Source organism: Massilia aquatica (genome assembly GCF_011682045.1).
Lineage (GTDB): Bacteria > Pseudomonadota > Gammaproteobacteria > Burkholderiales > Burkholderiaceae_D > Telluria_A > Telluria_A aquatica.
Genome location: NZ_VVIW01000023.1, coordinates 1 through 23,744 on the forward strand (window position 1 = coordinate 1; position 23,744 = coordinate 23,744).

Genomic DNA, 23,744 nt, shown 5'->3' on the forward strand with positions numbered 1-23,744 from the left:
CGGGTTCGAGTCCCGTCCGCTCCGCCAACAACAAAGAAGAAGAAACGATTTAGGAGTGGTAGTTCAGTTGGTTAGAATACCGGCCTGTCACGTCGGGGGTCGCGGGTTCGAGTCCCGTCCGCTCCGCCAGCATATAGCAGTACGATGGTGCAGTCCCTGAACGGGGAGTGCGCCGGGGTTCAGGAGTCGCCATCAGGCAGATTCCATGGTTCGCACACAAGGCGGCCGGGTCCTGGCAGTCCTGTCAAAAAAAAGAAGAGGCGAACGAAAGTTCGCCTTTTTTTATATGTGCGTCTCATTCGCATTCAATCGCAATTTTATTTATCTCGAATTGGCAAACCATGTTTGAATTTATTCGTAATCACAAACGCTGGATCCAGGTCATGCTCGTGCTGCTGGCCGCCTCGTTCCTGGTCGTCGGTGGCATGGCCACCAACGAAAACACCGACAGTACGGTGGTCGTGGCGAATGTGGACGGCAAGAAGATCACGCAGCCCGAATGGGAAGAGGCGCAGCGCCAGCAGGTCGACCAGTACCGCGCCATGATGGGTGCGCAGTTCGACCAGAAGCGCTTCGACACCCCTGAATTCAAGCGCGAAATCCTCGACAACCTGATCGCGCGGCGCGCCGTCGAAGCGGAAATCGACCGCAGCCACCTGACCGTGGGCGACGATGTGCTGATCAACACCATCCAGCAGAATGATGAATTCAAAACCGCCGGCAAGTTCGATGTCGATGTCTACAAGGCGGCGCTGCTCAACGCGCGCATGACGGCGCCCCAGTACGAGGCCAGCCTGCGCCGCGATTTCGTGCTGCGCCAGCTGACCGGCACCGTGCAGGAAACCGCTTTCCTGCCGCGCACGGTCGCCACGCGCATGTCGAACATCTTCGACGAAGAGCGCGAAGTCCAGGAAATGCTGTTCCCGGCCAGCGAGCAGCAAGCCCAGGTCAAGGTCACCGACGAGATGATCAAGGCCTTCTACGACAAGAACACCGCCTTGTTCCAGGTGCCGGAAAAGGCGAAGATCGAATACGTCGTGCTCGACGCGGCCGCGGTCGAAGGCATGGTCACCGTCAGCGATGAAGAAGTCGCCAAGTTCTACGAAACCAACAAGGCGCGCTTCACCACGCCGGAAGAGCGCCAGTACAGCCACATTCAGTTCAAGTTCGCTAAAGACGCGAGCGCGGCCGACAAAGCCGCCGCCAAGGCCAAGGCCGAGGCTGCTCTGGCCGAGCTGCGCAAGGCGCCTGCCACGTTTGCCGACGTTGCCAAAGCCAAGTCGCAGGACGTGTCGACGGCCGAGCAGGGCGGCGAACTGGGCCAGGCCGAAAAGGGCAAGATGATCAGCCCGGCCATTGAAACCGCCGTGTTCAAGCTCAAGCAGGGTGACATCAGCGACGTGGTCGAATCGGACCAGGGTTACCACATCGTGACCGTCACCAAGCTGGTGCCGCAGACCATCAAGCCGTTCGACGACGTCAAGACGGCGCTGGTGGCGGAAGTGAAGAAGCCGAAGATGTCGCAGAAGTACACCGACCTGTCGCAAACCTTCACCGAAACCGTGTACGACCAGTCCGCCAGCCTGAAGCCGGTGGCCGACAAGCTCAAGCTCAAGATCGAGACGCTCGACAATGTCACGCGCACGCCGAGCCCTGCGCTGGCCCAGTCGCCGCTGAACAATGCCAAGTTCCTGGCCGCGCTGTTTTCCGATGGCGTGGTCAAGGAAAAGCACAATACCGAAGCGATCGAAGTCAAGCCAGGCATGCTGGTCTCGGCCCGCATCGTGGAATACGCGCCGGCCGCCAAGCGTCCGCTGGCTGAAGTGCAGGACATCATCCGCATGCGCGTAGCCCAGCAGGAAGCGGCCAGCCTGGCCAAGAAAGCCGGCGAAGCCAAGATTGCCGCAGCCAAGGCCAGCGGCGACGCGGCCGGCTTCGGCGCAGCCAAGGTGGTCAGCCGCGCAGCGCCGACGGCGGTCAACCAGGCAGCCCTGCCGGTGGTCCTGAAGGCCGACGCCAGCAAGCTGCCGGCGTATGTGGGTGTCGACATTCCTGGCGTAGGCTACGGTGTGTACCGCGTCAACAAGGTATCGCAGCCAGCCAAGGTCGACGAAACGCGCCGCACCGCCGAGCAGAAAGAAATCGCCGAGCGCCTCGGCCAGGTCGAAATGCGCGCTTATGTCGATGCGCTGAAAGAAAAATCCAAGGCCAAGGTCATCGTCAAGACCGAGGTTGCCGCAGCCGATGCGAAAGATGCGCCGGCAGTAAAATAAGCCGCCGCACACTCGGATCAAAACCCGGTCGCTCGCGCTGCCGGGTTTTTTTTCGCCGCAGCGCAGCGGCGTCTCGCCTGATATCCCAACTTCTCCTGTCGCCATGACCAGCAAACCCGACTCCTTCGCGTCCGGAGACATTGTTTTCGCCGGTGACCTGGACGCACTCGGCGCGTTGCTTGCCGCGTCGGGCATGCCCAATACCGTTGGCGCATATGCGATCAGGCTCGACGACTTTCCGACCAGCTTCGAGATTGCCTGGGTCGGCAATGTGTCGCCCGACGCTCCTTACGAGGTCGACTGCTGCGGCTACGGCATGCCGCATGAAGCGGTCGCCTTCTGGTGCGCGCGGCTGGCTGCCATCCTGCAAGCAAACGGCATCAAGTACGATTTTGCCCATTGCAATGCCGAACATGAGGAACTTGGCGTCTATACTGCGTAGAGCCGCGCCAATGGCGCTATCTGACCTTACCAACACATGAACAGGAGATCGACGTGGACAATATGAATGTGCCGCCCGCCCCGGCGACAGTGGTGATTATCGGGACGCAGGCCTACTCCGTGAACGGCGTCGCACTGGCGGACACCGCCGGCCTGTTCCAGGCCCTGCAGGTGCAGCGTGCCGAACGTATCGAGGTGCGCATCGCTCCCGGAACGGGCACCGACTACGAGCGCGTGGGCAAGCTCATCTTTGCGCTGTCGCGCAATGGCTGGAACAGCGAATCGCCCGACAGCATGCACTGGGCCCTGGAAGCGGCCGGCCCGGCGTCAACGGCGCACTGATCCAAACATCGCCATCAGTGCCGCCAAACTTGCCGAGTCGGGCCGTTTCACCAATGTCCCGCTGATGGTCAATTGGGACGGCGTGGCGCCAGCTGATCAGCCTGTGGCACGCCGTCCCGGTGCTCAGTCGGGCGCCAGCACGAAAGCCCGCGCCGCGCTGCTGTCGTAGCCGCTCAGGCGCGACCAGCCGTCGGTCCCGCTGTGCGCCACGTACAGCTGCTCGGTAAAGCCCGCCAGGCTGCAAGCGTCGAGCAGGCTGCCCACCGTTGGTGGCGGAGCGGCCGGTGGCGACGCCGGTATCGCCCCGGGCATGCCGGCGGCGCTGGCGGCCGCCGTCGCCGCCAGGCTGTACTCCGGCGGCCACACCGCGCCGCGCTGCACATAGAAGCTGTAGCTGGCAAAGCGATTCAGTTGCAGCGCCAGGAAAGGCACCGCCACCGCCTGGCCCGACGCACCGTAATGCATCACCCCGCACTGATCGGCGGCCGTGCTGCCGCCCACGGCCGGGGCGTCGATGCGGGCGAAGGCGGGGTTGTTGTCAACCCGCACCGTCAACACCATGCGGTTGAGCGCCGCATCGACCAGCCCCAGCAGTGCCGCATCCTGGGTCTGGATCGTGCCGCTCAGGGTGTCGGTGGCCGGCACGCGCCATTTGATGCCCAACGCCTCCGGGTCGACCAGCGCGCCGGCAGTGTTGAACAGCTCGACCTTGATCTGCCACAGGCCGCCCTGGTCCGGCCCCGTCGCCACCCCGTTGAGGTCGAACGGAACGCCGGGCGCGACCGCCGTGGTGGGAATCACCGCGTTCTGCGTATCGAGCACGGCGTTCGGGATCGACCACTGGCCGGTTGGCGGCAGTGCCGGCGCAATTTCGTACAGATGCGCGCTGCTGCCGACCGTGCGCGGCCCCAGCGCGTACTGTTCGAGGATCAGGTCGCCGCCGACTTCGCGCGTGTAGTGGCGGTTGATCGCCTCCACGCTGGGGCGCCAGGACGATTCGTCCTCGCTGGCGCGCTTGTACGATACGCGGTAGAAGGCCACGCCCAGGTCGTTGCGCAGGGAACTGTCGAACTCGAGGCGGGGGCGCAGCGACCCGCCCCAGGGCGCAGTGCCGTCGAGCAGGCCGCGCTGGGCCGGATCGAAACCGGCGCTGCCGATCCGGGTGCTGTCGTTGGCGCCGTGGATGCGCCACACCGAGGTATTGCCGATGGCCATGAACAAGACCCAGTTGTTGGGCGCCACCACCGGCGGGCAGGGCGGGCAGGCGCGCGCCAGCGGGTGGCTGGTGACGAGCGTGACTTCCGAGCCGCAGGCATAGTTCCACCAGGTATGGCACAGCACCGGTTTGGGTTCGTAGATGGTGACCGAAAAGCCCGGCCAGATGCGCTGGCGCGCGATGAAGTACAGATCGGGCTGGTCGAAGTTAAAGATCGAGCGCCAGATCACGGCGCGGAAGTGGCCGCACTCGTCGGTGGTCACGGTCGCGATCCTGGTTTTGCGCACCGCGAACGGGAACAGCCAGCAAAACAATGGGCGCAGCAGATCGAGGTGGGTCAGCACGGCGCGTTCGAAGACTGGGCGGGGCGCGCGCGCGGCCAGCACCAGGTCGGCCGGCAGGGTCAGCGCGCTCAGGGCATGGTTTTGGTCGATGGCGAGCGGCTCGGCGTGCTGAAACGCGTCCGCTTGCAGCCGGCGTGGCGGCAGCGGCTGCGGGTTCAGGGCCACGCTCAGCAGCGGATCGTCCAGTTCGGTGGCCAGGAAGGGCTCGGGAGAATTTGACGTATTCGGCGCAATTGGCAGCCGCAGCGGCGGCCACGGGCCGTCGACGATGTCGCGCAGGCGGTCGATGTCGAGCTGGGGCAGGGCGGCGATGATGAGCGGCCACGGGTCGACTTCGTAGACCTCGACGCTGGCATGGCATACCGGCAGGTTCAGCACGATACCGCCCGAGACGACGCGCTTGAGCAGCGTGCCGTTGACCACGCACAGGCGCCCGATCCAGCGGCGCCAGCGTTCCGGGCCTAGCTCGAACAGCACCGGCTCCACCCGCTCCGTGCCCGGGCGCAGCGCGACATGCCGGTCGACTCCGCCGCGCCGCAGCAGTTCGCCAACGTCCAGCGCGTCCTTCTCCAGTTCGGAGCCCAGCACGATACGCACCAGTTGTCCTTCCGCGCCGACCGGGACGGTGAGGCGCGCGCGGCCTTCCTTGTCGAGCGGCTGCGTGTCGAGCAGGGTCCCGCCCTGGCTGAACGCATAAGCGACGATGGTGGGAAGGTCGTCCGGGCGCTCGGCGATGCTGGCCTGGACTTCCAGCGTGACGCTGCGCTCTTGGGCTTGTTTCGATGACATTTCGGCTCCTTTGTTGTTGGTATGAGCTTGAAAAGTAGACCTGCCGCAAAGCGGACGCTAGCGGCGATGTCATGAAAACCATGATTAATAACTACAGATCTGATAGGTCAGGCTGGCCGCAGGGGCGTCGCGCTGTGGCAAAATGCGCCACTGGCTACGCAGGGTAGCCCGCCGGATTGAGGAAACAGATGCAAAAGATGATGACGGAACTGAACCGTTTGTACCTTCCCGCGGGCGCCTTGTCGCTGGAACTGCTCGCACAGCGCCGCGCGGGGCACAGCGCACTTGCCATCGAGCTGGCCGAAGGCGGCATGACGCGTGCGCTGGTGATTCCGTTTCGCAAGATGCCGGGTGCGGGGGAGGCGCAGCACTGGGAGCAGCTGTGCACGCTGGCGAATGGCGTGCAGGCCGAACTCGGCTTTCCCGCGCCGGCGGTGAGCATTTCCGGGTCGGATGGCTATTACTTGTGGATGTCGCTGGAAACGCCGACGCCGATCGCGCAGGTGCGCGCTTTCCTGGAGCTGATCCGCAAGGCCTACGTGCCGGCGATGGCGCCGTTTGCCGATGCGGCCGGCGCGGCGGTGGAATTGCCGCCGTGCCTGGACCCGCGCACCGGCAAGTGGGCCGCGTTCATCGACGCCGGCCTGGGCGCCGCGTTCGCCGACGAATCGGGGCTGGAGATGGCCCCGCCGCTGGGCGCCCAGGCGGCCTTGCTGGAGCGTCTGGAACGCATCAGCGCAAAGCAGTTCCAGCAGGCGCTGGAGGTGCTAGGGGCCACCCATGGTGCACCGGTGGCTGGCGCCACGCCTGCCGCCGCGAGCGCGCCGGATGGCTTGCTGCTGCGCGACGCGACCCTGGAAGATATCGTGCGCTTCCTGCATGCGAAAAACATCGAGCCGACATTTCGGCATCTGATCTCTTGAACTCTCGCATAGTGAGTCAATAATGGCGCATTCACGACAGTTAGAGCGTACCCGGCCGAGGAACACATTGCTGCAATTGTGGGGATTCGCCGTCATGACGGTGGTAGGGAGCGCCGCGGCAGGGGAGATGCGTCACCAGGTTTTTCAGACGCAAAATACATTCTTGGCTCCTGAAATCAATATTGTTCTGTATAACGATAAGGATTATTCAAGAAAATTCATCGTGGATTTTGGCGACAATGACGTAAAAAGCCCGGCCGCACACCGCCACTCGTGCCTGTCACGCAGGCCTGTCGCGGTGATGAATGGCCCGCCGTTTGATCAATGGGATCCTTCCGCAAGACCGCGCCCGTATGGCGCTTTTGAACGCTCGACCAGCATGGCGATGATTCCTGCCAAATCTTTTGCACACCGATATTATCCAGTCGGCTTCTTTGCGCGAATGCCGTGCGAAATCACGCTGACCATCACGGATCAGGCCGACGGTCAAAAAATCGCGAGCCGGATTGTCGTGACCAAACCTTCACAGGATGAGGACGTCGAGCCGGATAATGTATCGGTAACAGCGACAGCGGAATCGCTGGACGAGGACAAACTCCGACTAGTCACGATTCTGGTCAAAAACAACGCGGCAAAACCGGTCGCTTTCAGGTTGGTGCGGAAAGTGCTGCTTGACTGTGATGCTGATATCAGCGATTTCTTGGTCAAGGAGGGGATGGAAGGCAGCTTTGTGCGGATCGAAGAGCATTCCTATGCAGCGGTGCTCACTGCGGTCACTATGCGGTCCGGATCTGTTTCGAAGGACTGCCGCTTATCGGCCGAGTTTCAGGCGCTAGAGCAGTTGTCCCGGCGCCACCCTTTGCGCCAAGTGACGGTTCCGCTATCGGCAATAGCTCAAGATCATCGCGCGGCGCCGCGTGTGGCCAAATAATGCGGCCTCCGACACGACTCTCATGTGGACGTCCACAACGATATCGTTGTCGTCAATACTAAGGTTGCCTCGGCAGTGCAGCCTTCGCCCGGAGATTGGGCAAGTGGATTTGGGCACGAGTTGTTGCATGAGTGGCAATGGGAGTCTCAGCAAATGCGCGATATAGCCAAGCCAGAAGTCGATGCCTATCAATGGCAGATTGAGAACAAGGGGAAATTTGGGGAGCAAAAGGTGTTTTCTGATGATGCACTGAAAAAATCGCTTGATAACTATAAAAAGGGGAAGCACCCTAGCGTTGTGCCTAGTAATCGAACGCATCCACCAACTGGGAAGAAATAAGAAGGTGAATAATTCTTTATTGCTTGTTCCGCTCTTTCTATTCTGTGCGGCACCTGCGGTAGCAGAGGCGCAAACTCGTCATCTGGTTTTTCAGTCGAATGCGACCTTCCTGGCGCCGGAAGTCAATGTCGTATTGTTTAACGACAAAGCCTACCCCGTATCCGTCGCGCTGGACTTCGGAACCAGGGGCGCCGATCTGGACTTGCTGACGGATCGGACATGTTACTCACGCAATCGTGCCGTGCAGTTTGCCGGAACGCGTTTTGAAATTTTTTTTGATAAAGATGGAGTGAAACGCCCCAAGCTGTTTGAAGCGCAATCGACAATCGCCGTCATTCCGCCCGGCGGCTTTGCCCATCGATCTATTCCCGTGGGTTTCTTTTCATCGCTCCCATGCGAAATTTTATACACGTTGAGGGATCTGCCTGGTGATCGCCGCGTGACGCGTCAGTTCATGGTCAAACCAACTACGGATGCCCATGTGCAGAATGCCCTCGATGTGAGCGTTGATTCAAGCGTCGAAAATTTTTCGGATAAAAGGCTGATTTTTATAACGCTCTTGTTTAAGAATAGCGCTAACAAGCCCGCGCGATTCAAACTGGTGCGCAAGACCATGCTTGGATGTGCGGCTGATATCCGGGATGGCATGGTACGACAGGGCATGGAGGGCAGCACCGTCGAGATTGATCCGGTCTCGTATGCGGCGACAAAAACCGTCATCGAACTTCGTAAGCGCGCCAGCGCGGCGAATTGCCGTTTGATGGTTGAATTCTCGGCGATGGACGGAACGGCCCTTCCTGAGCACCTGCGGAAAATCACTGTGCCGATGAAGCGGCGTGGCGAGTTCAAGTTCTGGCCGAGCGTGATGTTGCATCAATAAGTGTGCTGGTCAGGTGTTCGTTGAGCGCTCCACTGCCTCGACCCTGCCATTTACGTATGCAACAATCGCGCACCAGTCCGCGGAGGCGTTAGGCAGCCTGTACCGTCCAGCCAGCCCGGAGACGAGCGGATAGATCGTGGCGCCTTCTTTCTCGACGATGAAACCGAGCATGCCAATCCAGCCCTCCGCAATGAACCACCATCCGGCGCCTTCGACCGCATGCTCGGGATTGCCATCGAGTGGACGCTCCAGGTAGGCCGACAAGGCCGCGAGCGCGCAATCGTAGGACTGCCGGGACGCCGCTCCCACGATGCCGTACGTCCCGTGCAGCGCATGTTGCTCAAGAAGCCGGCGCTTGGCCTCGTCGAACGCTCGCACTCGCTCCACAGCCCGGGCTTCGCAGGCCGGGTGAAAGCCGTACTTGCCGCAACCGCTGCAAACGCCGGGGCCGAACAGATCGACATCCTGGTGAGTCAGATAGTGTTCGTGAACCGGTGATCCTTCTCGAACCAGACAATCAGATGGCATGCAAACGCCGCGCCGCCGCCATAAAATCAGCTTCGCCAATATCGTCCAGCTCCACTACCTCCGCCTTGCCGACCTGAATGAAATTGCGGTCGATCGAGCGCAGGTAGGCCGGGTCGTAGTGCGAGGCCAGCAGTTCATCGACCAGCACCGGCATCTGCCCGCCGCTGGCCAGCGCGTGCCAGCTGTCGATCTTGTCGCGCCCGTGCAGCTGCGCTAGGCAGTCGAGCTGGGTATTGAGCGTGTCGGGGCTGTTGGTGAAATGCTCGTAATCCTCCATCAGCAAGCGCACCCGGTTGGGGCGCGACAGCATCAGGGACACGCAGGGCGATTGCCGCATCTTGTTCATCAGCGCATCCGGCACGCGCAACTGGCCGACCTTTTTGCTTTCGGATTCCACGAACACCGGGCGCGCCGGATCGAAGTTGCGCAGCTTGTCCCAGATCGTCGTCTCGAACATTTTTTGCGATGGCTGCGGCTTGCTCGGCAAATTCCCCAGCACCGAACCGCGGTGCGCGGCCAGCTGTTCCAGGTCCAGCACCTGCGCGCCGATCGAGTCGAGCACTTGCAGCAGGCGGCTCTTGCCGCTGCCGGTGGTGCCGCAAATGACCTTCAATTCGGGCAGGGGCGACTCGAGCAGCGCGGTGCTCACGTGGGCGCGATAGGCTTTATAGCCGCCGTCGAGTTGCACCGCCGGCCAGCCGATCTTGGCCAGGATCAGCGCCATCGAGCCGCTGCGGTTGCCGCCGCGCCAGCAGTAGATCAAGGGACGCCATTCCTTCGGCGTGTCCAGGAACAAAGTTTCGATATGGCGCGCGATGTTCCTGGCCACCAGCGCCGCGCCGACCTTTTTCGCTTCGAACGCGTTGATCTGTTTGTACATGGTGCCAACCCGCACCCGCTCCGGATCGGTCAGTACCGGGCAGTTGATGGCGCCGGGAAGATGGTCGAGCGCGAACTCGGACTCGCTGCGCGCGTCGATGATGCAGTCGAACTGGTCGAGTTGCGGCAGCAGGTCCGCAAAATTCTCAAGGGCGGGATATTTCATCGTCATTTCACCAAGGGCAGGATGTGCGGCCAGATATTATCCAGGATGATCGGATGCGCGTTCGCGGCCGGATGCAGGCGGTCCGGCTGGAACAGGGGCGGCTTGTCGGCCACGCCATCAAGCATGAACGGCACCAGAGCCGTCTTGTATTTGGTCGAGAGCGACTTGTACATGCCGAAAAAGCTGTCGGTGTATTGACGTCCGTAGTTGGGTGGAATGCGCATGCCGACCACCAGCACGCGCGCCTTGTTCTTTTGCGCCAGCTCGATCATGGTGCGCATGTTCGCTTCGGCGGCCGGCACCGGCAGGCCGCGCAAGCCGTCATTGGCCCCCAGTTCGATGACCACCACGTCCGGCTTGTGCTTTGTGAGCAGGGCCGGCAGGCGCGCGCGCCCGCCGCTGGTGGTCTCGCCGCTGATGCTGGCGTTGACGATGGCCGCCTCGATTTTTTCGGCCTTGAGTTTTTGCTCCATCAGCGCGACCCAGCCGGCGCCGCGATTGAGTCCATACTCGGCCGACAGGCTGTCGCCCAGCACAAGCACGGTTTTTGGTGCAGAATAGGCGCTCGCCGAGGCGGCCATCGTCAGCAGAGCGCAAACCGACCACTTTTTGAGATAAACAAACATGCGTGACATTCCTGATTCTTCCAATCGTTACGTAAGTGACCATGCAAAGGCGCCCGCGGCGATCGAGGTGATCGGCCTGTCGAAGCGCGTGGCCGATGCCAGCGGCGAACTGACCATTCTGCACAGCGTCGATTTTACAGTGCAACCGGCCGAGACGCTCGCGATCGTGGGCGCGTCCGGTTCGGGCAAGTCGACCTTGCTCGGACTGCTCGCGGGGCTGGACACGCCGTCCAGCGGTAAAGTCATCCTGGCCGGCGACGACATCTTCGCGCTCGATGAAGATGGCCGCGCCAGTCTGCGCAAGGCCAAGCTGGGCTTCGTGTTCCAGTCGTTCCAGCTACTGGCGCATTTGAACGCGCTGGAAAACGTGATGTTGCCGATGGAGCTGCGCGGCGAAAGCGATGCGAAGGAAAAGGCGGCAGCCATGCTTGGACGGGTAGGGCTGTCGAGCCGTTTGAAGCATTATCCGAAGTTTTTGTCGGGCGGCGAGCAGCAGCGCGTGGCCCTGGCGCGCGCGTTCGTGACCGAGCCGCCGCTCCTGTTTGCCGATGAACCGACCGGCAGCCTCGATGCGGCGACCGGCGAGGCGGTGATTCAGCTGATGTTCGAATTGAACCGCGAGCGCGGTTCGACCCTGGTGCTGGTGACGCACGATCCGTCGATTGCGGCGCGTTGTGGCAGGACGATCACGATTGCGGGTGGACGGCTGGTTTAGCGGTTTCCCGTTAGCCACAATCTTATGAGCCGTCTCTCCCGGCCTCGGCGGCACCCTTGGCGGGAGAGACGGGTCATGCTGTCGTGACTTTCGGTTGAGTACACTTAACGCGCCAGCGCGTTGAGCACCGCCCTTGCCGCCACCGGCAATTCGCCGGCTGTCAATCCAATCGGCCCGCTCCCTTGCGCCACCAGCCGGTCGGCCGCCGCGCCATGCACCCACACCGCGCCGATGGCCGCCTCCCACGGCTGCCACCCCTGCGCCAGCAAACTGCCGCAGATCCCCGCCAGCACATCGCCGCTGCCCGCCGTCGCCAGTCCGGCATTCCCGGTCGGATTGATCACCACCGCGCCGCCGGCATTGGCAATCACCGTGCCCGAGCCCTTGAGCACCACCACCGCATTCAAACGCGCCGCCAGTTCACGCGCCGCCGCCAGCCGGTCGCCCTGGACCACCGCACTGGTCACGCCCAGCAGCCGCGCCGCCTCCAGCGGATGCGGCGTCACAATCGCGGTGGCCTCGCGCTGCGCCAGCCGTCCCTGCAAATCCGGACTGTCGGCGATGAGGTTAAGCGCGTCGGCGTCGAGCACCAGCGCCGCTTTGCCTTCGAGCGCCTTGAACAGCACCCGCATCGCGGTCACCGAATCGCCCATGCCCGGCCCGATCACCAGGGTGGCGTCGCCGCTGTCGAACTCCTGCGCGTCGCGCATCATGATCTCGGGCTGCACGACATCGACCGCGCCGGCCGGCTCGATGGCCGCCACGAACACCCGTCCGGCGCCGGTAAACAGCGCCCCGCGCGCCGCCATCAGCGGTGCGCCCGCCATGCCCCTGGCGCCGCCGATCACCGCCACGTCGCCAAAACTGCCTTTGTGGCTGTTATGGCGGCGCGGCGCCAGGTAGCGCGCAAACAGCGCCGGCTCGTTCAAACGTGCCCCCGCAGGCGGGCGCTGGCCCGGGTCGATGCCCAGTGGCGCCAGCTGCACCTGGCCGGCGTAATCGCGTCCTTCGAACGTATGCAGTCCCGGTTTGTCGCCGATGAAGGTAATCGTGCGCGTGGCCTGCACCGCCACGCCATCGGGGCCGATCACGGCACCGGTATCGGCATCGAGCCCGCTCGGCACATCGAGCGCCAGCACTGGCCGTCCGAGCGCATTGATCGCCTCGACCAGCAGGCGCATGGCGCCGTCGATCGGACGCGCCAGGCCAATGCCGAACAAGCCGTCGACGATCAGGCTCCAGTCGCGCCCGAGCGGCAGGCTGTCGACAAACTGCGCCTTGCTGGCGCGGGCCCGGGCCAGGGCCCTGGCCGTCTCGGGCGAGGGCGCGCTTGAACCCGGGAGGTACAGCACCGTCACCTCGGCCTCAAGGTCGGTCTCGGCGCCGGCCAGGTTGGCCGCCACTTCGAGCGCGTCGCCGCCGTTGTTGCCAGGTCCGGCCAGGACCAGGACCTTGCGTCCGGCCAGCATGGCGCGCGCGGCGCTGGCGGCGGCTTCCCCGGCGCGCTGCATCAGCGTGCCGGCCGGCAGGCTCTCGGCCATGGTGTGTTCGATCGTGCGGATTTCGGCGACGCTGTACAGTGATTTCATCATAACTCCGTTGCAAAGGCGCTAATATTGCGCCAATTTCAAGACACGCTGACTAAAATTTCGGGATGGGCACTACAATATGCGCCATCCCAAACACATTGAAGGATGGCACATGGATTGGCAATTCTGGATCGATCGCGGCGGCACATTTACCGACATCGTAGCGCGCCGGCCTGACGGCAGCCTGGTGACCCATAAATTGTTGTCCGAGAATCCGGAGCAGTACAGCGACGCCGCCGTTGCCGGCATCCGCCACCTGCTTGGCCTGCACACCGATGCGCCCATGCCGGTCGATGCCATCGAGGCCGTCAAGATGGGCACCACCGTCGCCACCAACGCCCTGTTGGAGCGCAAGGGCGAGCGCACGGCGCTGGCCATCACGCGTGGCTTTCGCGACGCGCTGCGCATAGCGTATCAGAACCGGCCAAAATTGTTCGATCGGCATATCGTGCTGCCGGAACTGCTGTACAGCCATGTGGTCGAAATCGACGAACGCATCGGCGCCCACGGCGACGTGCTCACCGCGCTCGACGATGCCACCACCCGCGCCGCCCTGCAGCGCGCCTACGACGACGGCGCCCGTTCGCTGGCCATCGTCTTCATGCACGGCTACCGCTACACCGCCCACGAAGCAGCCTGCGCGCGCATCGCCCGCGCCATCGGTTTTACCCAGGTGTCGGTGTCGCACGAAGTCAGTCCGATGATGAAGCTCGTCGCGCGCGGCGACACCACCGTCGTCGACGCCTACCTGTCGCCGATCCTGCGCCGCTACGTCGACCAGGTGGCGGCCGAGATGCCGGGCGTGAACCTGCAGTTCATGCAGTCGAACGGCGGCCTGACCGACGCCCGCGCCTTCCAGGGCAAGGACAGCATTTTGTCCGGCCCCGCCGGCGGCATCGTCGGCATGGCGCGCGCCAGCGGGCTGGCCGGCTTCGACAAGGTCATCGGCTTCGACATGGGCGGCACCTCGACCGACGTGTCGCACTTTTCGGGCGAATTCGAACGCGTGTTCGAAACCCAGGTCGCGGGCGTGCGCATGCGCGCGCCGATGATGAGCATTCACACGGTCGCCGCCGGCGGCGGCTCGCTGCTGCATTTCGACGGCAGCCGCTATCGGGTAGGCCCCGACAGCGCCGGCGCCAATCCGGGCCCGGCCAGCTACCGGCGCGGCGGCCCGCTCGCGGTCACCGACTGCAACGTCATGCTGGGCAAAATCCAGCCCGCGCATTTCCCGCGCCTGTTCGGACCAAGCGCCAACGACCCGCTCGACCCGGAACGCGTGCGCGCCCAGTTCCTCGCCATGGCGCAGAGGATCGGCGCCGCCACGGGCGTGACGCCGGCACCGGAACAGGTGGCCGAAGGCTTCATCCAGATCGCGGTCGGCAACATGGCCAACGCGATCAAGCAGATTTCGGTGCAGCGCGGCCACGACGTGACCGAGTACGCCCTCACCAGTTTCGGCGGCGCCGGCGGGCAGCACGCCTGCCTGGTGGCCGATGCCCTCGGCATGAAAACCGTGTTCGTGCATTCGCTGGCCGGCGTGCTGTCGGCCTACGGCATGGGCCTGGCCGACCAGCGCGCCATGCGCGAACGGGCGGTCGAACTGCGCCTGCTGGACACCACGCCCGATCTGCTGCACGGCTACCTCACGGCGCTGGGCGATGGCTTGACCCGCGAGCTGACCGGCCAGGGCGTGGCCGCCGCGCGCATCCGCCTGGTGCGACGCGTGCACCTGCGCTACGAAGGCACCGATTCGGCCATCATCGTCCTGTTCGATAATCCGGAACGCATGAAAAACCAGTTCGAAGCGGCCTACAAGAAGCGCTTCTCGTTCCTGATGCCGTCCAAGGCGATGGTGGTCGAAGCGGTGTCGGTGGAAGCCATCGGCGCCTCCGACGCCCCGGCCGAGAATTTGACCGAAAATCTGGCCGTGCAAGCGACGCGCGACGGCCCGCTCAAGGCGCGCGAGACGGTGCGCATGTTCGGCGCCGATTCGTGGCACAACACGGGCCTGTACAAGCGCGCCGACATGCGCCCGGGCGATGTGATCAAGGGCCCGGCCATCGTGGCCGAGGACAACGCCACCACCGTGGTGGAACTGGGCTGGCAGGCCAGGGTCACGCCGCACAACCACCTGGTGCTCACGCGCATCGAAGCCATGCCCGAGCGGCGCGCCATCGGCACCACGGCCGATCCGGTGATGCTGGAGATTTTCAATAACCTGTTTATGTCGATCGCCGAGCAAATGGGCCTGCGTTTGCAGAACACCGCGTACTCGGTCAACATCAAGGAACGGCTGGACTTCAGCTGCGCCATTTTCGACGCTTGCGGCAACCTGATCGCCAATGCCCCGCACATGCCGGTGCATCTGGGTTCGATGGGCGAGTCGATCAAGACCGTCATGACCGAAAACGCGGGCAAGATGCGTCCGGGCGACGTCTTCATGCTCAACGATCCTTACCACGGCGGCACCCACCTGCCGGACGTCACGGTCATCACGCCGGTGTTCGACGAGGCGGGCGCTGCGATCCTGTTCTACGTCGGCTCGCGCGGCCACCATGCCGACATCGGCGGCACCACGCCGGGCTCGATGCCGCCGGACTCGGTGTTCATCGAGCAGGAAGGCGTGTTGATCGATAACTTCAAGCTGGTCGACGGCGTCGACGGGCTGCTGCGCGACCTTGAGGCGCGCGCGCTGCTGTCGGGTGCGCGCTACCCGGCGCGCAATCCGGACCAGAACATGGCCGACCTGCGCGCGCAGGTGGCGGCCAACCAGAAGGGCGTGGACGAACTGCGCAAGATGGTCGCGCACTTCGGCCTGGCCGTGGTGCAGGCCTACATGGGCCACGTGCAGGACAACGCCGAGGAAGCGGTGCGGCGCGTGATCGGGGCGTTAAAAGACGGCGACTTCACCACGCAGCTCGATAACGGCGCGCAGATCCAGGTGGCCATTCGCGTCGACCAGGCCGCGCGCAGCGCCACCATCGACTTCACCGGCACGTCGCCGCAACTGGCCAACAACTTCAATGCGCCGTCGGCGGTGTGCATGGCGGCGGTGCTGTATGTGTTCCGCACCCTGGTGGACGATGAAATTCCGCTCAACGCGGGCTGCCTGAAGCCGCTCAAGGTCCTCATTCCACCCGGTTCGATGCTCAACCCGCACTATCCGGCGTCGGTCGTGTCGGGCAATGTGGAGACCTCGACCTGCATCACCAACACGCTGTACGGCGCGCTCGGGGTCATGGCCGCCTCGCAGGGCACGATGAACAACTTCACCTTCGGCAACGCCAGATACCAGTATTACGAGACCATTTCGGGTGGCTCCGGCGCCGGGGAGGGTTTCGACGGTACCGACGTGGTCCAGACCAACATGACCAATTCGCGCCTGACCGATCCGGAAATCCTGGAATTTCGCTTCCCGGTGCGGCTCGAGAGCTACGAAATCCGCCCCGGCTCGGGCGGAGCAGGGCGTTGGTGCGGCGGCAATGGCGGGGTGCGCAAGGTGCGCTTCCTGGAGCCGATGACGGCGGCCATCCTGTCGAACAACCGCATCCATGCGCCGTTCGGCATGGCGGGCGGCAGTCCGGGCGCGTGCGGCGTCAACAGCGTGGTGCGGGCCGACGGCAGCGTTGAACTGCTGGCCCACATCGGTAAAACCGAGATGGCGGCGGGCGACCTGTTCGTGATCGAAACCCCCGGCGGCGGCGGATTTGGCGATTTGTGCTCCAAAACTTTGTGATATTGGCTACACTTGTGGCATGGTACACAATTTGGTGTCAGATCAATAAGGGTTAGATTTTGGAATCACATGAGCAAAACGGACCTCGGCGCGTCGAGCCGAGCCTGACACCCGACGATGCAAGGTTCGATCCGGCGCCTCCCGCACCTTCCGCTCCACCTGCGAAAAAGCCGATGCCGTCCTTGCTGCCCGACGAACCCTCGGGGGCGCCGGTGCTGTCGGGAATTCTCCCGCCACAAAAACCGCCTGTGGGCGACAGGATCGGCAAGGCGGTGGCGTGGGGCGGTGGCGCGCTCGCGCTGGCGGCCTTGATTGGCGGCGGCTTGTGGTTCAACTCCCAACGCAAGCTCGACAATGCCATGGAGGTCGTGGCGCTGAGCGCCAAGGCCGATGCGGCGGCGCGCGCCAAACCGGTGGTCAAGCCGGAGAAGGCGGTCGTTCCCCTGGCAGAACCCGAACCGGCGCCGGATTACACATCGCCGCCGCCGGGCACCATTACGCCCGCGCCGGAAAAAGTGCCGCCGCTGGTCGTGTTGCCGCCCGAACCGGAAGCGGCAGCCGCCAAGAAACCGGTTGAGCCGGTGGCCGCGCCTGTGGTGAAAGCGGCGCCGGCGCCGAAACCGGCGCCCAAGCCCACCCATCCGCTTGCCACGTCCGTGCTCAAAAAAACGTCTGCCGCAAAACCAGTGGTCAAGGCCAAGGCGCCCGTCGTTGCCCCTAAAAAGCCGGTGGTCAAGGCAAAAGCACCGGTCAAGCCAGGCGCGAAGAAGGTCGTCGCGCCGGCGCCGGCCAAAGCGGGTGCGAAGAAAAGACCGGTCGCCGCGGCGCCGGCCAAACCTGGCGTCAAGCCAAAGGTCGCACCCAAGCCAGGCGCCAAGCCGGCCGCCAAGCCGGCCGCCAAGCCGAAGCCGGCGCCCGCCAAGGTGGCAGCCCGGCAAGAGCCTGCCTTCAAGCTGCACACGCCCGCCGGCGCCAAGCCATGCACGAGCGGCGGCCTGGCGCGCGAGTGCTGAAGCGCGCCGGCCCATGTCTGCACGGCGCCACAACGCTTTGCTAAGCCAGGGCTAAGTGCCGCGCGCCAGACTGAGGTCAATGGTGGACGAAGCTCCTCGGACTCGTTCTTCTGCCTCGCGGCTGGACCGGCTCCGGAAATCGATGTTCGACTCCTGGCGTCCGGTTCAAGCGCGAGGTATTTTTTTTACCACGTCCATGTCGAACCCTGTAGCAGGTCGACCGCCTTACCGCTGTTGACGTTAAGCAGGCGGTAGTAGCCGCCTATCTACAGCACGTCGAATCTCTGCGCGTTGCTGCCGTTGCAGGTGCATTGCTGGATGTTGACGCCGTCTTCCAGGCCGGCCGCGGGGACATCGACGCATTTGCCGCTGTTGCTCGATACGATGCTATAGCGGCCATTGGCGTTTGCGTCGACCATCTTCCCGCCGCGCACGATGTAACTGTGCTTGCTCGGTTGGTAGAGTAATCGAAACGCCATCTGCTCGTCCCAGGTCGAACAACTGCTGGATCAGCAAGAGGCGAACTACCAGTTCGGTCCTGAACCTGTACGGCCACCGTGTTCGCGGCTGGAGCGACGGGCTGCACGGTCCACTCCGTCGGCCAAGGCGCTGTGCTGCTCCCTCACCAGCAGCGCATCGCCCAGCTTGTTTACCTTGGCTTTGCGCTCCTGGCCGGCAAAGATTCGGGTTTTGATCATGACGAAGCCGTCAGAATGGGTGGGTCGTCATCATGCCTGGACAGGGAAGTTTTTCGAGGTGCCCGAGAGTCGTCAACGACAAGTCGTCACCAAATCACCTCGAAAAAGCCTTCAGACCGATCACTTTCGTCAATCAGGACGGAGAGTTTTACATATATTGCAAGCCAATTGTTTAGATTTTTGCAGAGCAGTCTTTCCGCTTATATGCCTGCCGCTTATCACGAACATAACCCGATCAAATATTTCCTTCTATTTTTTTGGGTAAATTATTGCCAATTTTGCCAACTGAAGTATGTCATTCACTGATTTTTGCGACGGTTTGCCGTTTTTCAAAATATCGCTAACATAGAATTCGAACATTTCCCCATTTTTCCACCACGTCAACTTCCAAAGTGCCTTTTCTGTTTTTTCAGCATAAGATAAGCTGAGAACAGCTGGCGCCCCATCCACCGATTGATTCAAAAATTCCTCTGATACGGTATACACTGCTCCAGCAAGCTTGTATTTCCATACCGTCAACAGCATATTCGAGTTGGAATGCGAAAAAGCCCATGTCACACGATTTTCATCTTCTACGAACCGGCCAAGCAGTTTGACGTCTCCTCGTGCTACGACCGACGTGTTTTTTTCCGGCAAAAAACCGGGATGCTTAAAAATTGTGGTTGGCAAATCCAGATAGTCTTGAGTGGATCTCACCAGAAAATAACCCGCTGCGTCGACGGTTTTATCTTGCCAGACGAATGCTCGTTGCTCGTTACTCATCTCGTTTTTTTTGATGACGCGGTCTGCACGCACGTCTTCTTTTACGACACTTAGCGGGCGCTCGTTAGCAACCGACTTGGGTTGTGGACCAGAAAAGGCCGGCAGGCTGATTGACAAACATAACGCCGATAAGAAATATTTTTTCATACATTACCAATCAAAAAGGGAAGTGCCAACCCCGAAGTTCCCGGTGTTGCAGTTAGTGGCTTTGCTCTCGCCTAAATCTAATTGGGCACCACTTTGCGAATCATAATAAAAATGACGGCCAACGACCATGAGCTGTCCGTCGGGTACCGGCGTATTATCTGAATCCATGTACCAGTAAATTAATATGCGAGGATCGCCCGCACGTGCATTGTACAGTGGAGTCGGCCCGCGATTGACATAATACGGCGAAAATTTAGGATTGTTTCTGATTTCCTTTTTGACTTGATTTACTGACCAGTTGCTGCTGTAGGTTTGATAACGATTATAGCCACTCGCGCCTGAGAGATTTTTTCGATAGATGCTCATTGTAGCGAACAGGTAATATCTGACGTTAAAATAATCTGTTGTAAGAGCTTCGTTAATCCAATAGTAGGATTGTTGATGATTCGAACGCGCAGCCAGATCATCAAAGTCCATGGAAGCGCCCTGATGGATAAAAAAAGCTGTCAACACGCCCTTTGAACCCGAAGGTAGCGTGTCAAAGCGGCATGCCCGGCTGAATTTTCCTAATGCACTTGCAGGAGCGACGGTACCTAGACCTATAATGGTAATTAGAGCGGCTGCTAAATGTTTTTTCATGATGTCTAATTTGAATAACTTGGAGGGAAAAACGGAACTGGGACCGCCGATGGACGTTTGCCGGGCGGCAATTCATATTCAACCATCCCGGTTATGCTAGTCAAAGGATTTGGATCCCGGCCCAGACTCCAAATTCTTCCTATCAGATGCCCCGCCATAGGAAAATCTCCATAGTCAATGGTTAGATCTCCATTGTCCCAAATTCGAAGATAGTGATAACTCGGGCATGGACAACGCCCTCCCGTTTGAGTATTCCAAATGGCAGTTGAACCGCTGTATTCCACAAAATTTCCATCATATTGCATGTTGGCATGCGTACCGTGTTTAGCCATTCCGTGCCGCTTCGAACCGTCCGCCCGATACATTACCAAACTTCCGTCGCTTTGCATTACCAAAGAATAGTTGCCGTTTGGTGACATAATAAATGCATTGTTGCTCAACGTTTCGCCGGCGTTCAGCCTGTCGTTAGCAATGCATATTGCTGGCAGCAAGGCTGCTATGCACATCAGATATTTTAACCTCATTTGAACTCTTTCTTGAAAACGAAATATAAATATTGCGAAGTGGCAATTTCAAAAGAAATTTCCCCCCTTCATTTGCATTTTATACTCCGCAGTGGAATTGAAATCTATCCAATTGTTCCATGTTAGAATTTTTTCCTCGTGCGAAAGTCAAAAGATGAAGTAAATTATGCAAAGTAAATATCTTCTGGGGTGTATTACTAATCCGGGGATTTGATATGCCCTGTGCATGATAAAGGCACCAACGCGGACGCGAAGAAATAGGTTCCGTCGCTTTATTAATTGGGTAAAAAAATTTCTCCCGGAACCGCACTGCTGTCTCACACCAGACGAACTATTCCTGCCCACGTAAAAAAGTGGCCGGCGAAAGGTGGGCGGTCAACATTTTCCACCTCAAACCGACCTTTGCGGATCAGTGCAGTTCAAGCAAGCGCGAGGCTGCAATGTCGACGGTTGTGACATCGAGCAAGGGCTAGGAGCCTGCGCGGCAGAAGCTCGTCGGCCGAAACGGGTGGAGAAAAGTCCCACTTCCCACCCATTTCTCGGTCTGTAGCTAGGAGCCTGCGCGGCAGAAGCTCGTCGGCCGAAACGGGTGGAGAAAAGTCCCACTTCCCACCCATTTCTCGGTCTGTAGCTAGGCTACAGACCTCAAAAGTGGGTGTGAATTGGGTTCTTTTCCCACGCGTTTCGCCTCGACTCCTTCTGCCGCGCAGGCTCCTAGGCTACAGACCTCAAAAGTGGGTGTGAATTGGGTTCTTTTCCCACGCGTTTCGCCTCGACTCCTTCTGCCGCGCAGGCTCCTAGTCACGCACTAGCGCGACGTTGTTGCTTTATTGCTCTAAGGCATCGTACGTGGCGCAAAAGACTGGTGGACCTGCGCTTGTACAGGGAGTCGCGTGACGTTTGCGGCCAGTGTGGGTTTCCGGTTCTGACCACTGCGCCGGTGCTTTCACAGCCTGATCGCTACCGCCAGGGGCAATGGACTCGATCCTTCGCGCTAGCTTGTCGCCGTGCCCGAGAAACTTCCGGCGTGCCCCCAACAGCGAGATTGATGCGCTGCTACGGTCCGCTAACGCTACAAGGGGCAGCCGGCGCGAGTAGATTGGGGCGGATGGCGGCTGGTGGAGCAGCCCGAAATTAGAGCTATTTGGACAGCGCGTTTTTGACAAGAAGATACTTGACAATTAAGCAATCGAGTGCGCCAGTATATGGTGACAGCTCCGAGTTGACTGAACGCATCGCAGCCATAATCAGGATAGTAGGAGGCCAGCATTGCGATGCTCATGCGCTGAACGTATTGCCTGTGCAGGCCACCGTGCAGTGCCCATCTATGAATATTTTTTAATGCCTTTTGGCCTGCCTGGCGCCCGATCTCCCGCGTCGACTCCGGCAGAGCGACTATATCGGTGAGCAATGCTAGGTCTACCGTCGAGAGCGGTCCTTCCGAACCAGCGGAAACAGGCAAGTCGGTGCTTTCGGCGTCATCACTTCTCAGCTCGAAATCCCGTACTTGCGCTGCGCCCCATGATAATCCTCGGTCAGCCCCGGCAGTAGCGGATTGCCCGGATCGACCTTGCGCACCGCTTCGAGCTGGCCGACGCAGACCTCGGCCAGCGGATGATCCCAGCCCAGGTCTTCGAGCTGGCGCAGGATCGCCTTGGCCAGCGCCACCATGACCTGCACGTTCCTGGGCGCCATGTGCTGCGCTTCGAGCAGGGTCTGGACCGCGCCCTTGACGTCGCCCATATTGCCTTTTTCGGCGGCCAGGTCCAGCAATTCCAGCACCTGGGTCATCAGGCGCGAATTCATGCCCTCGGCCAGATCCGGGCGGCCAGCCTTGACGAACACGCTCATGGCGTCCTGCATCGAGACCTTGCTGTCGACATCGTTCATGACCGTCAGCATCACTTCCGCCGCCGCGTTATCGAGCCGGTTCGACAGGCAGGTGCGCGCCAGGCCAATCTTGAAGTCGCTCGACAAGCCCTTGGACAGGCGCACCGCCGCCACCGCCGCATTAAGTTCGGTCACCGCCGCCGAGGTGTTGCCCGCCGATTCATGCAGCAGCGCCACCGAAATGGCCTTGCAGGCGTCGATCGCGGCATTGCCGCGCAGTGACTTTTCCATATCGCGGATGACGCTGCCGGCCTGGTTGGCGTCGCCCTTTTTCAGCAAGGTCTTGACCAGCTTGACATGATCCTCGGGATCGCGAAATTCGGAGTATTTCGACTTCGACACCACCTGTTTGAACGATTTTTCGGCCACCACCACATCGCCCGCTTCCAGCGCCACCTCGCCCAGGCGGCGCAGGCGGCGCACCATGTGCGGCGAAATCGCCACCGCTTCTTCCAGGGTTTTCTGGGCGCGGTAGGCAGCGCCGTTCATTTCGTGGCACTTGGCCAGCAGGTCGTAGGCGGCCATGAACTTGGGATTGTCTTCGATGAGCTTGGTGACAACGGTTTCGGCTTCCTCGATCTTGTCCTGCGCAAACAGCACACGCGCCAGGCCAAGGCTGGCCCAGCCGATCGACTTGCTGGCCAGGATGCCGCTGTAGATATCTTCCGCCTGCGGCAATTCGTCGAGCGTCACATGCATCTCGGCGCGCAGGCGCGCGAAATCGGCCACATGGCGCGGGTGCGCCGCTTCGCCGGCCGCCGCCGACTTGATCGCCTCGCGCAGGTTGCCCTGGCCGATCAGGTTGTAGGTCGGCAGGAACACAGCGCGGCGCTCGATGGCGCGGTTGATGCGCGAACTGAGCATGTCCACCGTGAACGGCTTGAGGATGTAGTCGGTCGGGGTCAGCTCGGCGGCGCTGACCACCTTGCTGTAGACACCTTCCGAGGTAATCATGATAAAAATGGTACCGAGGCCGATCAGCTTGTGATGGCGCATGTCTTCCAGCAACTGCTGGCCGTCCTGGCCGCTCTCGGCGCCGCCGCCTTCCAGGTCGTATTCGCACAGGATCAGGTCGTACTTGCGCTTCTCGACCTGCTTGATGGCGGTGCTGGCGTTGACGGCGAAGTCGATCCTGGTGATGCTCGACTGCGTCAGCATGTTTTGCAGGCTGCCGCGCATGCCCGGATTCGGGTCGATCACCAATACCGACAAGTTGCTGTTATCTTGCATCTGTTCACTTTCGTGCCCCCTTGAGCGGGGGTACACCTATTAACGGTTCGTGCGGGAAACTCTTGAAACCCTACGATACGCTAATCCCCTCGCTCGCGGCAACTGTCACGCAATGGCGGTG

The 23,744-nt window shown here is 61.3% G+C and carries 21 protein-coding genes and 1 tRNA gene; 11 read left to right on the top strand and 11 right to left on the bottom strand.

From position 1 onward, the window contains the following. Positions 1–52 precede the first annotated feature (52 nt). From F1609_RS26795 to F1609_RS26810, 4 genes are all read left to right on the top strand, one after another. Positions 53–129: transfer RNA gene (locus F1609_RS26795), tRNA-Asp, on the top strand. A gap of 212 nt (positions 130–341) precedes the next feature. Further along, the gene (locus F1609_RS26800) at positions 342–2,273 is read left to right on the top strand and encodes a SurA N-terminal domain-containing protein (RefSeq protein WP_167079781.1); all 1,932 of its coding nucleotides are present in this window, start codon (positions 342–344) and stop codon (positions 2,271–2,273) included. A gap of 103 nt (positions 2,274–2,376) precedes the next feature. Beyond that, the gene (locus F1609_RS26805; protein WP_167079783.1) at positions 2,377–2,715 is read left to right on the top strand and encodes a hypothetical protein; all 339 of its coding nucleotides are present in this window, start codon (positions 2,377–2,379) and stop codon (positions 2,713–2,715) included. 53 nt (positions 2,716–2,768) lie between these two features. After that, positions 2,769–3,056 carry a hypothetical protein gene (locus F1609_RS26810; RefSeq protein ID WP_167079785.1) on the top strand — a complete coding sequence of 96 codons (288 nt, stop codon included), beginning with the start codon at positions 2,769–2,771 and terminating at the stop codon, positions 3,054–3,056. Positions 3,057–3,179: 123 nt separating this feature from the next. On the opposite strand, the gene F1609_RS26815 is transcribed toward F1609_RS26810, so the two are convergent. After that, entirely contained in the window at positions 3,180–5,405 is a 2,226-nt protein-coding gene (locus F1609_RS26815) for a hypothetical protein (RefSeq protein ID WP_167079787.1), read from the bottom strand. Between the two features lie 188 nt (positions 5,406–5,593). Here F1609_RS26815 and F1609_RS26820 point away from each other — a divergent pair, with 188 nt between their 5' ends. The 4 genes from F1609_RS26820 to F1609_RS26835 all read left to right on the top strand — a co-directional run bounded on the left by F1609_RS26820 (position 5,594) and on the right by F1609_RS26835 (position 8,478). Next, positions 5,594–6,328 carry a hypothetical protein gene (locus F1609_RS26820; RefSeq protein ID WP_167079789.1) on the top strand — a complete coding sequence of 245 codons (735 nt, stop codon included), beginning with the start codon at positions 5,594–5,596 and terminating at the stop codon, positions 6,326–6,328. 67 nt (positions 6,329–6,395) lie between these two features. Then, positions 6,396–7,259, top strand: coding sequence for a hypothetical protein (locus F1609_RS26825; protein ID WP_167079791.1), 864 nt, complete (start codon positions 6,396–6,398; stop codon positions 7,257–7,259). Between the two features lie 24 nt (positions 7,260–7,283). Next, positions 7,284–7,598 (top strand): hypothetical protein, encoded by a 315-nt coding sequence (locus F1609_RS26830; protein ID WP_167079792.1) that lies wholly within the window; start codon positions 7,284–7,286, stop codon positions 7,596–7,598. Between the two features lie 4 nt (positions 7,599–7,602). Then, positions 7,603–8,478 carry a hypothetical protein gene (locus F1609_RS26835; protein ID WP_167079794.1) on the top strand — a complete coding sequence of 292 codons (876 nt, stop codon included), beginning with the start codon at positions 7,603–7,605 and terminating at the stop codon, positions 8,476–8,478. Positions 8,479–8,487: 9 nt separating this feature from the next. Here the strand turns inward: F1609_RS26835 and F1609_RS26840 are convergent, their stop codons facing one another. From F1609_RS26840 to F1609_RS26850, 3 genes are read right to left on the bottom strand one after another with little or no spacing between them, the layout of a single operon-like run. Continuing rightward, positions 8,488–9,045 carry a hypothetical protein gene (locus F1609_RS26840; protein ID WP_167079796.1) on the bottom strand — a complete coding sequence of 186 codons (558 nt, stop codon included), beginning with the start codon at positions 9,043–9,045 and terminating at the stop codon, positions 8,488–8,490. Continuing rightward, complete coding sequence (gene mnmH / locus F1609_RS26845) at positions 8,996–10,051, bottom strand: tRNA 2-selenouridine(34) synthase MnmH (RefSeq protein WP_167079798.1); 1,056 nt, start codon at positions 10,049–10,051, stop codon at positions 8,996–8,998. The genes F1609_RS26840 and mnmH overlap by 50 nt, the downstream gene beginning before the upstream one ends. A gap of 2 nt (positions 10,052–10,053) precedes the next feature. Further along, positions 10,054–10,677, bottom strand: a complete 624-nt coding sequence (locus F1609_RS26850; RefSeq protein WP_167079800.1) for an arylesterase — start codon at positions 10,675–10,677, stop codon at positions 10,054–10,056. Here F1609_RS26850 and F1609_RS26855 point away from each other — a divergent pair. Beyond that, complete coding sequence (locus F1609_RS26855) at positions 10,676–11,392, top strand: ABC transporter ATP-binding protein (protein WP_099882717.1); 717 nt, start codon at positions 10,676–10,678, stop codon at positions 11,390–11,392. The two genes, F1609_RS26850 and F1609_RS26855, sit on opposite strands and share 2 nt — an antisense overlap. A 104-nt stretch (positions 11,393–11,496) precedes the next feature. Here the strand turns inward: F1609_RS26855 and F1609_RS26860 are convergent, their stop codons facing one another. Then, positions 11,497–12,981, bottom strand: a complete 1,485-nt coding sequence (locus tag F1609_RS26860; protein WP_167079802.1) for an NAD(P)H-hydrate dehydratase — start codon at positions 12,979–12,981, stop codon at positions 11,497–11,499. Positions 12,982–13,093: 112 nt separating this feature from the next. Between F1609_RS26860 and F1609_RS26865 the strand changes: the two genes are divergently transcribed. Together F1609_RS26865 and F1609_RS26870 are read left to right on the top strand one after the other, a co-directional pair. Further along, entirely contained in the window at positions 13,094–16,720 is a 3,627-nt protein-coding gene (locus F1609_RS26865; protein ID WP_167079804.1) for a hydantoinase B/oxoprolinase family protein, read from the top strand. A 173-nt stretch (positions 16,721–16,893) separates the two neighbouring features. After that, the gene (locus tag F1609_RS26870; RefSeq protein ID WP_167079806.1) at positions 16,894–17,733 is read left to right on the top strand and encodes a hypothetical protein; all 840 of its coding nucleotides are present in this window, start codon (positions 16,894–16,896) and stop codon (positions 17,731–17,733) included. Between the two features lie 266 nt (positions 17,734–17,999). Here the strand turns inward: F1609_RS26870 and F1609_RS26875 are convergent, their stop codons facing one another. From F1609_RS26875 to F1609_RS26900, 6 genes are all read right to left on the bottom strand, one after another. After that, positions 18,000–18,212 (bottom strand): RICIN domain-containing protein, encoded by a 213-nt coding sequence (locus F1609_RS26875; RefSeq protein WP_167079808.1) that lies wholly within the window; start codon positions 18,210–18,212, stop codon positions 18,000–18,002. A gap of 45 nt (positions 18,213–18,257) precedes the next feature. Continuing rightward, complete coding sequence (locus F1609_RS26880; RefSeq protein ID WP_167079809.1) at positions 18,258–18,431, bottom strand: hypothetical protein; 174 nt, start codon at positions 18,429–18,431, stop codon at positions 18,258–18,260. A gap of 249 nt (positions 18,432–18,680) precedes the next feature. Next, entirely contained in the window at positions 18,681–19,340 is a 660-nt protein-coding gene (locus F1609_RS26885) for a hypothetical protein (RefSeq protein WP_167079811.1), read from the bottom strand. A 3-nt stretch (positions 19,341–19,343) separates the two neighbouring features. After that, complete coding sequence (locus tag F1609_RS26890; RefSeq protein ID WP_167079813.1) at positions 19,344–19,979, bottom strand: hypothetical protein; 636 nt, start codon at positions 19,977–19,979, stop codon at positions 19,344–19,346. A 5-nt stretch (positions 19,980–19,984) separates the two neighbouring features. Continuing rightward, positions 19,985–20,503 (bottom strand): hypothetical protein, encoded by a 519-nt coding sequence (locus F1609_RS26895; protein ID WP_167079815.1) that lies wholly within the window; start codon positions 20,501–20,503, stop codon positions 19,985–19,987. A 1,488-nt stretch (positions 20,504–21,991) separates the two neighbouring features. Continuing rightward, positions 21,992–23,623: a tetratricopeptide repeat-containing response regulator gene (locus tag F1609_RS26900; protein WP_167079817.1), complete on the bottom strand. Its 1,632-nt coding sequence runs from the start codon at positions 23,621–23,623 to the stop codon at positions 21,992–21,994. Positions 23,624–23,744 lie beyond the last annotated feature (121 nt).